The sequence below is a fragment of the Inquilinus ginsengisoli genome (genome assembly GCF_050434925.1).
GTDB lineage: Bacteria > Pseudomonadota > Alphaproteobacteria > DSM-16000 > Inquilinaceae > Inquilinus > Inquilinus ginsengisoli_B.
Genome location: NZ_JBNDJK010000001.1, coordinates 285722 through 299433 on the forward strand (window position 1 = coordinate 285722; position 13712 = coordinate 299433).

Annotated in this window: 14 protein-coding genes; 9 read left to right on the top strand and 5 right to left on the bottom strand. The window is 70.4% G+C overall.

What is annotated here, in order from left to right; genetic code table 11:
- Window positions 1-10 precede the first annotated feature (10 nt).
- From QFZ27_RS01405 to QFZ27_RS01420, 4 genes are read left to right on the top strand one after another with little or no spacing between them, the layout of a single operon-like run.
- Window positions 11-1231 carry an efflux RND transporter periplasmic adaptor subunit gene (locus QFZ27_RS01405; RefSeq protein ID WP_429224293.1) on the top strand — a complete coding sequence of 407 codons (1221 nt, stop codon included), beginning with the start codon at window positions 11-13 and terminating at the stop codon, window positions 1229-1231.
- Window positions 1232-1235: 4 nt separating this feature from the next.
- Complete coding sequence (locus QFZ27_RS01410) at window positions 1236-4337, top strand: efflux RND transporter permease subunit (RefSeq protein ID WP_429224294.1); 3102 nt, start codon at window positions 1236-1238, stop codon at window positions 4335-4337.
- Between the two features lie 9 nt (window positions 4338-4346).
- Window positions 4347-5321, top strand: a complete 975-nt coding sequence (locus tag QFZ27_RS01415; protein ID WP_429224295.1) for a glycosyltransferase family 2 protein — start codon at window positions 4347-4349, stop codon at window positions 5319-5321.
- Window positions 5322-6593 carry a TCR/Tet family MFS transporter gene (locus QFZ27_RS01420; RefSeq protein WP_429224296.1) on the top strand — a complete coding sequence of 424 codons (1272 nt, stop codon included), beginning with the start codon at window positions 5322-5324 and terminating at the stop codon, window positions 6591-6593.
- A 27-nt stretch (window positions 6594-6620) separates the two neighbouring features.
- On the opposite strand, the gene QFZ27_RS01425 is transcribed toward QFZ27_RS01420, so the two are convergent.
- Window positions 6621-6866: a hypothetical protein gene (locus QFZ27_RS01425; protein WP_429224297.1), complete on the bottom strand. Its 246-nt coding sequence runs from the start codon at window positions 6864-6866 to the stop codon at window positions 6621-6623.
- A gap of 434 nt (window positions 6867-7300) precedes the next feature.
- On the opposite strand from QFZ27_RS01425, the gene QFZ27_RS01430 reads away from it, so the two are divergent.
- Window positions 7301-7840, top strand: a complete 540-nt coding sequence (locus tag QFZ27_RS01430; RefSeq protein ID WP_429224298.1) for a metallophosphoesterase — start codon at window positions 7301-7303, stop codon at window positions 7838-7840.
- Here the strand turns inward: QFZ27_RS01430 and QFZ27_RS01435 are convergent, their stop codons facing one another.
- Together QFZ27_RS01435 and QFZ27_RS01440 are read right to left on the bottom strand one after the other, a co-directional pair.
- Window positions 7841-7987 carry a hypothetical protein gene (locus QFZ27_RS01435; protein WP_342240537.1) on the bottom strand — a complete coding sequence of 49 codons (147 nt, stop codon included), beginning with the start codon at window positions 7985-7987 and terminating at the stop codon, window positions 7841-7843.
- A gap of 83 nt (window positions 7988-8070) precedes the next feature.
- Window positions 8071-8883 (bottom strand): helix-turn-helix domain-containing protein, encoded by an 813-nt coding sequence (locus QFZ27_RS01440; protein WP_429224299.1) that lies wholly within the window; start codon window positions 8881-8883, stop codon window positions 8071-8073.
- Between the two features lie 111 nt (window positions 8884-8994).
- On the opposite strand from QFZ27_RS01440, the gene QFZ27_RS01445 reads away from it, so the two are divergent.
- The gene (locus QFZ27_RS01445; RefSeq protein WP_429224300.1) at window positions 8995-9375 is read left to right on the top strand and encodes a nuclear transport factor 2 family protein; all 381 of its coding nucleotides are present in this window, start codon (window positions 8995-8997) and stop codon (window positions 9373-9375) included.
- A gap of 37 nt (window positions 9376-9412) precedes the next feature.
- On the opposite strand, the gene cml is transcribed toward QFZ27_RS01445, so the two are convergent.
- Complete coding sequence (cml, locus tag QFZ27_RS01450; RefSeq protein WP_429224301.1) at window positions 9413-10591, bottom strand: CmlA/FloR family chloramphenicol efflux MFS transporter; 1179 nt, start codon at window positions 10589-10591, stop codon at window positions 9413-9415.
- Between the two features lie 330 nt (window positions 10592-10921).
- Between cml and QFZ27_RS01455 the strand changes: the two genes are divergently transcribed.
- A complete protein-coding gene (locus tag QFZ27_RS01455; protein ID WP_429224302.1) occupies window positions 10922-11221 on the top strand; it encodes an HlyU family transcriptional regulator in 300 nt (99 codons plus the stop codon).
- Window positions 11222-11224: 3 nt separating this feature from the next.
- Here QFZ27_RS01455 and QFZ27_RS01460 read toward each other — a convergent pair whose 3' ends face one another.
- Window positions 11225-12193 carry a GlxA family transcriptional regulator gene (locus QFZ27_RS01460; protein WP_429224303.1) on the bottom strand — a complete coding sequence of 323 codons (969 nt, stop codon included), beginning with the start codon at window positions 12191-12193 and terminating at the stop codon, window positions 11225-11227.
- Window positions 12194-12289: 96 nt separating this feature from the next.
- Here QFZ27_RS01460 and QFZ27_RS01465 point away from each other — a divergent pair, with 96 nt between their 5' ends.
- Window positions 12290-13264 (top strand): quinone oxidoreductase family protein, encoded by a 975-nt coding sequence (locus tag QFZ27_RS01465; RefSeq protein ID WP_429224304.1) that lies wholly within the window; start codon window positions 12290-12292, stop codon window positions 13262-13264.
- Between the two features lie 75 nt (window positions 13265-13339).
- A complete protein-coding gene (locus QFZ27_RS01470) occupies window positions 13340-13690 on the top strand; it encodes a putative quinol monooxygenase (protein WP_429224305.1) in 351 nt (116 codons plus the stop codon).
- Window positions 13691-13712: the final 22 nt, after the last annotated feature.

Consider the following 13712-nt stretch of genomic DNA (forward strand, 5'->3'; position numbering starts at 1 on the left):
AGATCCGGTGATGACTATTCTTCGCTCCCGCCGCCTCGGCCTCCTGGCTCTGGCGGTCATCGGCCTTTCGGTGGTGGCCGGCGGCTGGCGCATCCTGGCCTCCGACCGCGCCGGACAGCCGGGCGATCCCGCCGCCCCGGCCCCGGTGACCACCATCGCCCGGGCCGAGCGGCACGAGGTGGTCGACACCCTGGCCGTGACCGGCACGCTGGTGGCGCGCGAGGAGGTGCTGGTCGGGGCCGAGGTCGACGGGCTGCGCATCGTCACCATCGACGCCGATGTCGGCGACCGGGTCGGCGCCGGCCAGGTGCTGGCCCGGCTGGACCACGCCCAGCTCGACACCCAGCTGGCCCAGAGCGAGGCCAGTATCGCCAAGGCCGAGGCCGCGATCCAGCAGGCCCAGGCCTCGATCGCCGAAACCCAGGCCTCGGCCCTCCAGTCCCAGGCCTCGCTGGAGCGGACCCAGACGCTGCGCGGCAACGGCAACGCCTCGGCCGAGCAGCTGCTGGCGCGGCAGACCGAGGTCAAGGTCGCCGAGGCCCGCATCGCCTCGGCCCAGGAGACTGCGCACTCCGCCGTGGCCGACAAGGCGCTGGCCCAGGCGCAGCGGGACGATGTCGCGCTGCGCATCGCCCGGGCCGAGATCAAGGCCCCGGTGGCGGGCGTGGTGTCGGAGCGGCAGGCCCGGATCGGCGCCGTAGTCGGCATGTCGAGCCAGCCGCTGTTCCGGCTGATCCGCGACGGTGAGGTCGAGTTCCGGGCCGAGGTGACCGAGACCGGCATGCCGCGCGTCGCCATCGGTCAGTCGGTCGAGCTGCAGCTGACCGGCTTCGACCGGCCGGTGCGCGGCACGGTGCGGCTGGTCGACCCGACGGTCGACGCCACCAGCCGGCTCGGCCGTGTCGCCGTCACCCTGCCGGCCCAGGCCGGGCTGCGGCCCGGCGTCTTCGCCCAGGGGTCGATCGAGACCGGCCGCCGGCCCGCCCTGACCGTGCCGCTGTCGGCGGTGTTCTTCAGCGCCGAGGGCGCCTATGTCCAGGCCGTCCGTGACGGCAACGTGGTCGACCGCCGGCCGGTCGAGACCGGCTTCGTCGGCGACGGCCGGGTCGAGATCCGCCGCGGGTTGGCCGAGGGCGAGGCGGTGGTGCTGCGCGCCGGCAGCTTCCTGCGCTCCGGCGACCGCATCGCCCCGGTGTCGCCGCCGGTCGCCGCCGCGACCCAAGCGGGCTGATCTCATGGCGCTGAACATCTCGGCCTGGTCGATCCGCAAGCCGATCCCGCCGCTGGTGCTGTTCGCGGTGCTGATCGTGATCGGGCTGGTCAGCTTCCGGTCGCTGCCGGTCACCCAGATGCCGAACATCGACGTGCCGGTGGTGACCGTCACCATCGCCCAGGCCGGCGCGGCGCCGAGCGAGCTGGAGACCCAGGTGGCCCGGCCGGTCGAGGACGCCATCGCCGGGCTGACCGGGGTCAAGCACGTCACCTCCGCCCTGTCTGACGGCGTCGCCGTCGCCATGGTCGAGTTCGTGCTGGAAACGCCGACCGACCGGGCGGTGAACGACGTGCGCGACGCCGTGGCCAAGATCCGCTCCACCCTGCCGCAGAGCATCGAGGAGCCGGTGATCCAGCGCATCGACGTCGCCGGGCTGCCGATCCTGACCTATGCCGCCTCGATCCCGGGCATGAGCGTCGACCAGCTGTCCTGGTTCGTCGACGACACGGTGGTGCGGGCGCTGCAGAGCGTGCCCGGCATCGCCCAGGTCAAGCGCATCGGCGGCGTCGACCGCGAGATCCGGGTCGACCTGCGACCGGACCGGCTGGCGGCGCTGGGCATCACCGCATCCGAGGTCAACGACCAGCTGCGCACCAGCAACATCGACCTGGCCGGCGGCCGCGGCACGGTGGGCATGCAGGAGCAGTCGATCCGCACCCTGGCCGGGGCGGCGACGGTGGAGGAGTTGGCGCAGCGCCGCATCGCCCTGCCCGGCGGGCGCCAGGCGCTGCTGCAGGACCTGGCCACCGTGACCGATGGCGGGGCCGAGCCGCGCAGCTTCGCCCGGGTCGACGGCAAGCCCGTCGTCGCCTTCAGCCTGTACCGGTCCAAGGGCTTCTCCGACGTCGTCGTCGGCGACGCCGCGGCGGCGCGGCTGCAGCAGTTGACGGTGGAGCACCCGGAGCTGTCGATCAGCGAAATCGACAACCTGGTGCGCTACACCCGCGCGGATTACGAGATGACCATGGAGACGCTGATCGAAGGCGCCATCCTGGCCGTCATCGTCGTCTTCCTGTTCCTGCGCGACATCCGGGCGACGATCATCTCGGCGCTGGCCATCCCGCTGTCGGTGCTGCCGACCTTCGCGGTGATGGAGGCGCTGGGCTTCTCGCTGAACTCGATCAGCCTGCTGGCGATCACGCTGGCCACCGGCATCCTGGTCGACGACGCCATCGTCGAGATCGAGAACATCGTCCGCCACATGCGCATGGGCAAGTCGGCCTACCGCGCCGCGATCCAGGCGGCGGACGAGATCGGCCTGGCCGTGGTCGCCACCACCATGACCATCGTCGCGGTGTTCCTGCCGGTCAGTTTCATGGGCGGCATCGCCGGCCAGTACTTCAAGCAGTTCGGCATCACCGTCGCCGTCGCCGTCACCTTCTCGCTCCTGGTGGCGCGGCTGGTGACGCCGCTGATGGCGGCCTATCTGATGCGCGACAAAGGCCATGAGGAGGAGCGCGACGGCCGCATAATGCGCGCCTATCTGCGGCTGCTGGACTGGTCGATCCGGCACCGCGGGCGGACCATCGCCGCCGGCCTCGGCATCTTCGTCGCCTCCGCCGCCCTGGCCAGCCTGTTCCCCACCGGCCTGCTGCCGAACAACGACATCTCCCGCTCCTCGCTCTCGATCGAGCTGCCGCCCGGATCGACCTTGGAGGACACCCAGGCCGTGGCCGACCGCCTGGCCACCCTGTTCCGGGCCCAGCCGGAGGTGAAGAGCGTCTATGCCGTGGTCGGCGGCGACGGCGCGAACCCGCTCGACGTCGCCGGCGGCGAGGTGCGCAAAGCGACCATCGTCGCGACCCTGGTACCGCGGGCCGGGCGCAGGCTGGACCAGAAGGCATGGGAGAGCGCGATGCGGCCGAAGGTCGCCGCCGAGCCCGACCTGCGCTTCAGCTTCAGCGCCGGCGGGGCGCGGGAATATACGCTCCTGCTCTCGGGCAATGATTCCGAGACGCTGGTGCAGGCGTCGCTCGACATCGAGCGCGAGATCCGCGAGCAGGTGCCGGTGCTGGCCAATGTCGTCTCCACCGCCGCGATCGACCGGCCGGAGATCCGCATCGTGCCGCGCCTGGCCGAGGCCGCGGCGCTGGGCGTGTCGGTGGCGCAGATCGCCGAGACGGTGCGGATCGCGACGCTGGGCGACATCTCGGCCAACCTGGCCAAGTTCTCCTCCGGCGACCGGCAGGTGCCGATCCGGGTGCAGATCGCCGAGATCGCCCGCGGCAAGCTGGCCACCTTCGAGACGCTGCGGGTGCCGACCGCGACCGGCGGCAAGGTGCCGCTGACCTCGGTCGCCCATATCGGCTTCGGCGAAGGCGCCACCACCATCGACCGCTACGACCGCCAGCGCCGCGTCTCGATCGAGGGCGACCTGGTGGGCAAGACGCCGCTGGGCGAGGCCATGACCGCGGTGCTGGCCCTGCCCTCCGTCCGCAACCTGCCGCCCGGCGTCAGCATCCGGCCCTTCGGCGACGCCGAGATCATGCAGGAGGTGTTCTCCGGCTTCACCCTGGCGATGGGCGCCGGGGTGCTGCTGGTGCTGGCCGTGCTGGTGCTGCTGTTCGCCGACATCGCCCAGCCGATCACCATCCTGGTGTCGCTGCCGCTGTCGATCGGCGGCGCCTTCCTGGCGCTGCTGGTGACCGGCTACCCGATCAGCCTGCCGGTGGTGATCGGCATCCTGATGCTGCTGGGCATCGTCACCAAGAACGCGATCCTGCTGGTCGATTTCGCGATCGAGGCGATCGCCGCCGGCGCCGGCCGCACCGAGGCGCTGATCGAGGCCGGCCGCAAGCGCGCCCGGCCGGTGGTGATGACCACCCTGGCGATGATCGCCGGCATGGTGCCCTCGGCCATCGGCTGGGGCGAGGGCGGTGCCTTCCGCTCGCCGATGGCCTCGGTGGTGATCGGCGGTCTGATCACCTCGACCGTGCTGAGCCTGGTGTTCGTGCCGGCGGTATTCACCGTGCTGGACGATTTGAACCGGCTGTCCGGCCGCGTCTTCGGCCGCTTCGTCGGCGCCCGCGACGAGCCGGAACCGGCCGCGCCGCCGGCGGAATAGGTGAATCAGATGACGACGCTTGGCGCAGTGGTCGTGCTATTCCACCCGACGGCGGAGCAGGTCGCGCGGGTAGTCGAGTTGCGCGGGCGCTGCGACGCCCTCGTCGTCGTGGACAATACACCGCAACCGGACAATCGACTGGCGATATTGTTCGCAGACCACGGCATCACCTTGATCAATGAGGGCAATCGAAACGGCATCGCTGGAGCCCACAATCGTGGATTGGCGGCTCTGTTCGAGCGGGGCGTGGACGCAGTTGCCCTGGTCGATCAGGACTCGGTGATGCCGGAGGACTACTTTCCGGTGATGCGTGAGTTCTGCACGACGCTGGCCGTCCAGCCTTTCCTGGTGGGACCCCGAATCTTCGAAGAAGCCATCCAGGACTACGTCCCCGTGCTGGAAACCAACGGCATCACCGTACGACAGCTCGACATGCACGAAGATGCCGGCATGCAGCGTTGCGCAACCCTGATCTCTTCCGGCTGCGTGATCTCACGCGCGGCCTTTGCGAGGATCGGCTCGTTCGACGAGAAGCTCTTCATTGATTGTGTCGACACTGAATATTGTTTCAGGGCGCGGGCCTGCGGCGTCCCGGTGTACGTCACCCCGGCGCTGACTCTGTCTCATCGGATCGGGGCCCTGCGTCGCCATAAGCTGGGCCCATACAAGACGATAACGCTGAATCACCCGTGGTACCGGCGCTATTACAACGCCCGCAACAGCGTTCAGCTTCTATTACGGCATGGAAGGCGATATCCGGTCATATTTCTGCTGAATTTGTTCACCTTGAGGGAGATCTTTTACATTGCGTTGCTCGAGGACACCAAGCTCGCCAAGCTTGCCGGCATAGTGCTGGGCGTTGTGGACGGGTTGTCCGGCCGCCTTGGACCGATCGAGCATACGCGTCCGCGATTGGTCGCGCGCTTCGCGCATGGGGCTGATCGACGGCTCGAGCCGAGACTGAGTCGCAGCAGGCGTGGTTAGATGCAGATGTCCAGCCCGCCTCCGCGCCGACCGGGCCGCGCCGCGGTCGCCTTCGTGTTCGTCACCATCCTGCTGGACACCCTCGCATTCGGCGTGATGGTGCCGGTCCTGCCAAAGCTGATCGTCGAGTTCGAGGGCGGCGACATGGCGCGGGCGGCATCGATCATCGGGCTGTTTGGCCTGGCCTGGGCGGCGATCCAGTTTCTGGCCGCGCCGGTGCTGGGCGCGCTGTCCGACCGGTTCGGGCGGCGGCCGGTGATCCTCCTGTCCAATCTCGGCCTCGGCCTCGACTACATGCTGATGGCGCTGGCACCGAACCTGACCTGGCTGCTGATCGGCCGAATGATCTCCGGCATCACCTCCGCCAGCGCCTCGACCGTCGCCGCCTACGTCGCCGACGTGACGCCGCCGGAGCAGCGCGCCGCCAAGTTCGGGCTGCTCGGCGCCGCCTTCGGCTTCGGCTTCATCGCCGGACCGGCGCTGGGCGGGCTGCTGGCCGGCATCGATCCCCGGCTGCCGTTCTGGGCCGCGGCGGCGCTCAGCCTCGCCAACGCCGCCTATGGCCTGCTGGTCCTGCCTGAATCGCTGCCGCCAGAGCGGCGCAGCCGCTTCTCATGGACCGGTGCCAGCCCCCTCGGCGCCATGGTGCTGCTGCGCTCGAGCCCGGCACTGCTCGGCCTGGCCGGCGCGGCTTTCCTGATGATTCTGGCACAGGAAGCCATCCCCAGCCTCTACGTGCTCTACACCATCCATCGCTTCGGCTGGGACGAGGCGGCGGTCGGGCTGTCGCTGGCGGCGGCCGGCGCCGGGGCCATGCTGGTGTTGGCAGTCCTGACCGGCCCGGTCGTGGCCAGGCTGGGCGAACGCCGGGCGATGGCCGCGGGGCTGGTCTTCGGTGTTGCCGGCTTCGCCCTGTTCGCCCTGGCCCCGAGCGGCTGGCTGTTCCTGGCGGCGATCCCGCTGCTCTCGCTATGGGCCGTGACAGGGCCGGCGCTGCAGGCGCTGATGTCGCGCCAGGTCGGAGTGGACGAACAGGGACGACTGCAGGGGGCGCTGGCGGGGCTGCGCGGCATCACCGGCATGATCGGCCCGGTGCTGTTCACCCAGAGCTTCGCGCTCGGCATCGCACCGGCGGCAGGCCTGAATTCGCCCGGTCTGCCCTATGGGCTGGCGGCGGCGCTCCTGGTGTCGGCCCTGGTGCTGGGGTGGCGGATCACCCGGGCGGAAGGCGCCCGGTCGGACGCGGAGCCGGCCGCGCCGCCGGCGGAGTAGCGCGGCGGCGGGCCGGCCCCGGACGGGCTATCGCCACAAGATCATGTCGCGCGGATGCGGCGCCGGGCAATGCGGCTCCAGCCCGACATCGCGGCGCTCATGGTCGGTCAGCCGCTCGACCGACAGGGCACGGCTCCGGCGGCGGCGCAGCGTCTCGACCAGGAGGACGAGACGCAGCCCCAGGCCGAGACGGACCGGACGCAACGGCGTCTCGATCTCGACCGATGGCACCAGCCGGAGATACGGCACCCTGCCGGGAGCGGGCGGGTTCATGACCCAGATCCTTTCGTGAGCGGTGGGGAGGCAACAAAAAACCCGCCGGGGAGATCCGCGGCGGGCTGGTGAACGCGAGAAGGAGTCTGACGATCCGGGCCTAGGCCCTCGAAGACACCTTTTCCTCAACACGCAGCACGCCCGCCGCCGGACGGACCCGGCGTCGCATGTGCAGCGAGCTGTTGAGGACTGCGTTCATGACCGCAGGATCAGGGAGTGCGGCGGCGCCGTCAATGGCCTGATGCCGGCAACGACGATCGGTGTCTGCAGAGAGAACGCGAAACCCCCGAATTGTCATGCCCGGGCTTGACCCGGGCATCCAGAAGATCTCGACATTCTCTGGATTGCCGGATCAAGCCCGGCAATGACAGTGGAGGGAGAGCGAAAGACTACCTCCGCTCCTGCCTCTGTGACGATGCAACCAGAATGCCGGCATGACCGTCTACTTCACCAGCGACACCCATTTCGGCGATCCGCGCGTGCTGCGGATCGACCGGCGGCCCTTCCCCAGCATCGCCGAGCATGACGAGGCGCTGGTCGCCTTGTGGAACGAGACGGTGGGGCCGGAGGACGAGGTCTGGCACCTGGGCGACTTTGCGCTCGGGCCCCCACCGGAGGCGGTGGCGGCGCTGCTGGGCCGGCTGAACGGCCGCAAGCACCTGATCAGCGGCAACAATGACGGGCCGGGAACGCTGGCGGCGCCGGGCTGGGAATCGGTGCAGGCCTATGCCGAGCTGCGAATCGACGGGCGGCACCTGATCCTGTGCCACTACGCGTTCCGGACCTGGAACCAGATCGGCCGCGGATCGGTAAACCTGCACGGCCGTTCGCATGGCCGGCTGACGCCGGCGACGCGGCAATACGATGTCGGGGTCGATGTGCAGGAGCTGATGCCGGCGACGCTGGACCAGATCATCGCCCGGAAGCGCGTGCGGAAACCGTTCGCGGAGAAGAGGAAACCGGACGGGGTGTGATCAGACCTCAGGGTCGGGAAGCGGCCGCCGGCACCGGTGCGGCGCGCGATTCGCCTTGCGCAGCGCGGCGTGCAGCTCGCGCTCATGCCCGTCGTCGTCGCCCATGGCGGCTGCCAGAAGCCGCATCCAGTTCAACACCCGTCGCATCGGCTGGCTCCCCTCAAGGAAGTCTCCAGCCCATGTGACCCGGTTACGGGAATTATGTCAAATACAAGCCGGCGACAATTTTGTTACGGAGCGTTGCCGCCGCCGGTGCGGCGCAGCGCCTCGGCGGTGGCGGCATCGGCCGGGAAGAAGGATTCCACCGCCAGCTCCGACAGGGTGACGTCGACCGGCGTGCCGAACACGGTGGTGGTCGACAGGAAAGAGAGAATCCCGGACCTGGTCGCGAGGCGGAACGGCACGACGACGTCGGGATGCGCCTCCTCCGGCGGGGCCAGCACCGCGATCGCGGTCGGCGGGGCGGGATAGGCCCGCAGTTCCGCCAGCAGCTCGACCAGCACCGAGTCGCCGGCCGAGTCGACCTGGCGCTGCAGCCGCTCCAGCAGATGGCCGCGCCACTCGGCATAGTTGACGATCCGCGGCGCCAGCCCGTCCGGATGCAGGCCGAGCCGCAGCACGTTGACCGGCGGCTGCAGCAGCGCCGGCGACACCCCGTCCAACAGCAGCGGCACAGCGGCGTTGGCGGCAACCAGCTGCCAGTGGCGGTTGACCGCGAGGGCCGGGTTCGGCGCATGCGCCTCGATCACCCGCTCCACCGCCCGCCGGGCCAGGGCCAGCGCCGGGTCGTCCAGCGGCCGCACCGGATAAGCCGGGGCGAAGCCGGCGGCGACCAGCAGGGTGTTGCGCTCGCGCAGCGGCACCTCCAGCCGCTCGGCCAGATGCAGCACCATCTCGCGGCTCGGCCGCGACCGGCCGGTCTCGATGAAGGACAGGTGGCGGGTGGAGATGTCGGCCTCGCAGGCGAGGTCGAGCTGGCTGAGGCGGCGGCGCCGGCGCCAGTCGCGCAGGTGGTCGCCGAAGCTGGGGGCGGTGTGGACCATGCGCCGACGATAGCCGGCCGGCGGCGGCGCATCCATGACCTGGCAGGTAATCGCTTTCGTCCCTGGCGCCGGCCAGGATCGGGGCATCGCAACCACCGATGGAGAGCCGAGATGACTGCCGATACGAATGGCGCCACCGAGCTGGTCGACCGCTACATCGCGATCTGGAACGAGACCGATGCCGGCCGCCGGCGTGCCCTGATCGACGTGACCTGGACCGAGGATGCCGCCTATCTCGACCCGATGATGCGGGGCGATGGCCGGGCCGGGATCGACGCCATGATCGCGGCGGTGCAGGAGCGCTTCCCCGGCCACCGCTTCCGCCGGGTCGGACCGGTCGACGAGCACAATGGCCGCATCCGCTTCCGCTGGGAGCTGGGGCCGGATGGCGAGCCGCCGCTGGTCGCCGGCACCGATTTCGGCGAGATCGCCGGCGGCCTGCTGTCCGGCATCACCGGCTTCATCGACCAGGCGCCGGCGATGGCGGCGTGACGGACGGGGGCGGACCGGAAGGCCCGCCCCTTCCCTCTCATTCGGCCGGCAGGCGCAGGGCCAGGCCGGTCACGATGAGCGCCGCCAGGGCGCTGAACCCGGCCAGCGCCAAGCCGGCCGGCAGCACCAGCACCGCCAGCGTGCCGACGGCGCCGACGATCAGTCCCTCCAGGCACGCATAAAGGGCGGTGGCGGTGCCGGCAACATGGCCGAAGCTCTGCAGTGCCCCGTTGGCGGTCACGGCGCAGGTGACTGAGATGCCGGCCGAGATCACCCAGACCGGCCCCAGGAAGGCCCAGAGCGACGGTCCCATCACGACATTCCCCAGCGCCAGCAGCCCGGCCCCGGCCAGCAGCAGCGCCATGCCGCGGATCAGGCAGCCGCGCCGGCCCCAGCGCGCGGTGAAGCGGCCGGCGAAGCGGGCGGTGGCGATCATCACCAGGGCGGCGGTGCCGAAGGCCAGGCTGAAGCCGATCGGAGAGAGGCCGAGGCCGCCGATCAGCACCGCGGGCGCGGTCGAGAAATAGACGAAGAACGCACCCATCGCCGCGCTGAAGCCCAGGGTATAGGTCCAGAACGGCCCGCTGCCGAGGATCGCGCCGGCATGGCGCAGCCGTACCCCGCCGCCACCCTCGGGCCGCGTCTCCGGCCAGCGCCACAGCGCGTGCAGCCCGGCAAGGGCGCCGAGCCCGGCGAGCAGCCAGAAGATGCCGCGCCAGCCGAAGCCGTGATCGACCCCGGCGCCGAGCAGCGGTCCGAAGGCCGGCACGAAGGCCAGCATCGAGCCGAGCAGGCTGTAGATCACCGCGCCCTCGCGCCGCGCGGCGTAGACGTCGCGCACCGTGGCGAAGGTGGCGACCAGCATGGCCGCGGCGCCGGCCGCCTGCACCAGGCGCAGCGTCAGGAACAGGCCGGCCGAGGCGGTCAGCGCCAGCCCGGCCGAGGCCAGGGTGAACAGCAGGGAGCCGCCGAGCAGCACCGGCCGCCGGCCGATGCGGTCGGACAGCGGCCCGAACAGCAGCTGGCCGCAGCCGAGCAGCAGCAGGTAGAGGCTGAGGGTCAGCTGGACCAGCGCCGGCGTCGCCGCCAGCGCCGCCGGCATCAAAGGCACCACCGGCAGGTAGACATCCATGCCGAGCGAGGCGATCAGGTCGAACGGGGACAGCAGCAGCAGGGTCGCTGCCAGGGAATAAGGCCATGGCCTGGGTGCAGGCATGGGAAGACCTCCGCGGAAAGGGGATTTCGGCGGCGGTCCGCATCAGGACTGGGAAAGGCCGTGATCGGGAACGCCGCAACAACCGGACGGGTTGGTGCGGCTCAGCGGGTTGCGGTGGAGTCGGTCCCCATTGCGTGTCTCCGGCTACGGCAGATCGGCTGTAGCGTGAGGTCGTGGGTTCGTCAATTCGGGACGTACCTCGCAGCAGAAACGCGTTGCCTCTCCCGCCAGGCGGGAGAGGCAACGCATCGTTCTGGTCGCACAATGCGTGATCCGCGGCGCGATCCGGGCTAGGCTGTTGCTTCCCTTTCCTGAGCTGCGGGCGGCACGATGGTCTCCTTCCTCAAATCCCTGTTCGGCGGCGGCAAGCGCGAGGAGGCCTCGTCCGGCGAGGTCCCGGCCGGGCCGGCGGTCGAGTACAAGGGCTTCCGCATCCGCCCCGCCCCATTCCAGGCCGGCGGCCAGTACCAGACCTCGGGCGTGATCGAGAAGGACTTCCCGGAGGGCACCAAGACCCACCGCTTCATCCGGGCCGACAAGCACGGCAGCAAGGACGACGCCACCGCCTTCTCGGTGACCAAGGCGCAGCAGATCATCGACGAGCAGGGCGACCGGGTGTTCGCGGATTGAGGCTCAGCGGGCTTGGCGGCGGTATTCGCCGGGCGACAGGCCGGTGCGGCGCGCGAACAGGCGGCTGAACGACGCCGCATCCTGGTAGCCGACCTTGTAGCAGATCTCGGCGACGCCCAGGTCGCTGCGCTCAAGCAGGTCGCGCGCGGCGTCCAGCCGCCGGTCCTGGATCCAGCGGCCCGGCGTGGTCTGCAGCTCCTCGGTGAAGCGCCGGGCCAATGTGCGGGGCGACAGGCCGAGCGTCCCCGCAAGGCTTTCGGGGCTGAGCGCCGGGAGATCCGCTCGAGCCACCTCCAGCAGGCGGTCGCGGAACGGCTGGGGCGCCGGCGTCGCTTGGTCGAGCGGGAACTCATAGGGCGTCTGCGACCGGCGCGCCGGCGGCAGCACCAGCAGCTTGCGCACGATCCGCTCCTCCCTGGCGAAGCCGAGGTCGCGCAGCAGGGCGGTGGCCAGTTCGAGCCCGGAGAAGCCGCCGCCGCAGCTGTAGATCCGGTCCTGGCGCAGCAGCAGGCGGGACGGGTCCCAGCGCACCTTCGGGAAGCGCCGCAGCGCATCCTCCTTCAGCCACCAGGAGATGGTGGCGCGCCGGCCGTCCAGCAGCCCGGCATCGGCCAGGAAATAGGCGGCACCGCAATGGGCGGCGATGATCGCGCCCTGCTGCCGCGCCTGGTCGATCAGCGGCCGGGCGTGGCCGCTTTCCTCCGCCAGGGCCCGCAGCATCTCCGGCACGTTCAGCCCCGGCATCGCCAGCAGCACCAGCACGTCGACCGGTGCCGTCGGCTGCGGCGTGACCGGAAAGGCGATGCCGGAGGTGGCGGCGGCGACCGGCGACCGGGCCACGGACTCGAAGCTGAAGGCCGGCTCGCGCCGCAGCGTGTTCACCAGCTCCAGCATCTCGACCAGTGTCGCCGCCACCGCCGAGTAGAAGCGGGCAGGCAGCCAGATCGCCACATGGATCGGTTTGACCGTCATCCGGCAGATTTAGCATAGAGATTGTCAATCCTGCCAATTCTGCCCGATCCCCGCCGCCCTTACGGTCTGACCGTCCCGCAAGCGATGGAGTGGCGGATGAAAGCGGTGGTGTTCGACCGGATCGGCCTGCCGGCCGAGGTGCTGTACCTGGCCGATGTGCCGGTGCCGGAGATCGGGCCGGGCGAGGCGCTGGTGCGGATGGTCACGGCCTCGATCAACCCCGGCGATTTCCTGTTCGTGCAGAACCTGTATCCCGAGCCGAAGAAGCCGAAATTCCCGCGCCAGATCGCCGGCAACCATGGCGCCGGGGTGATCGAGCGGGCGGGGCCGGGCGTGGCGCTGCCGCCGGGCACGCTGGTGGCCTTCAGCCATGAGCGGACCTGGGCGGAATACGCGGCGGTCCCGGCCGAATACCTGATCCCGCTGCCGCCCGACATGCCGGCCGAAAAGGCCGGGCAACTGATGAACCCGATCACCGCCTGGGATCTGGTGGCGGAGTCCGGCGTCGAGCCAGGCCAGTGGCTGGCGGTGACGGCCGGGTATTCCACGATCTCCACGCTGGTGCTGCAATTCGCCCGGCGGCGTGGCATCCGCACGGTCGCGATCGTCCGCCGCGCGCATCCGGAGCTCGACCTGCGCGAGCTCGGCGCCGAGGCGGTGATCGACCTGTCCCGCCACGACCTGCGGGCCGAGCTGATGGCGGTGACCGGCGGGGCCGGGCTGCACGGCGTGGTCGACAATGTCGGCGGGCCGGCGACCGGCACGCTGATCCGCAGCCTGGCCTTCGGCGGCCGGGTGGTGATCAACGGCGGCATGAGCGAGGAGAGCTTCACGCTGCACAATTTCGACCTGCTGCTGAACGGCGTCACGATCCGGCCCAGCATCTACCGCTATTTCTTCGGCCCGCCGGCGCCGGAGGACGGGGCGATGCTGGGCGAGATGATCGAGGTCTTCGCCCGGCCGGAGATCCGGGTGCCGCTCGGCGGCGTCCATGCGCTGGCGGAGGCCGGGCGCGCCATCGCCGAGAGCTGGGCCCGCCCGGGCGACGGCAAGCGGATCTTCCGAATGTGAGGCCATGACCTCCGAGGTTATCGACCGCAGGACGGATGTGCCGCATCCTGCCGGCCGCTGCCACAGGAGGTCCCGATGCCGCTGTCCACCGCCGCCCGGCCAGGCGACACCACCGTCGCCTTCACCGTCACCTTGCACGTCAAGCCGGGCCGCGAGGCCGAGTTTCTGGACCTGCTGACGCCGGTGCTGGATGCGATGCGGCACGAGCCGAGCTTCATCAACGCCGTTCTGCACCGCTCGCCGGAGGACCCGACGCTGTTCATGCTGTACGAGACCTGGGCCGACCTCGACGAGCTGGTGCAGGTGCAGATCCCGCGCGGCTACCGCCAGGCCTATATCGCGGCGCTGCCGGACGTGCTGCGGCAGGAGCGCGGCGTCACCATCTGGCAGCCGATGCGCGGCGACTTCGCGACCTCGGCGGCCTGAAAGGCTGTTTGAGAACGCGTCC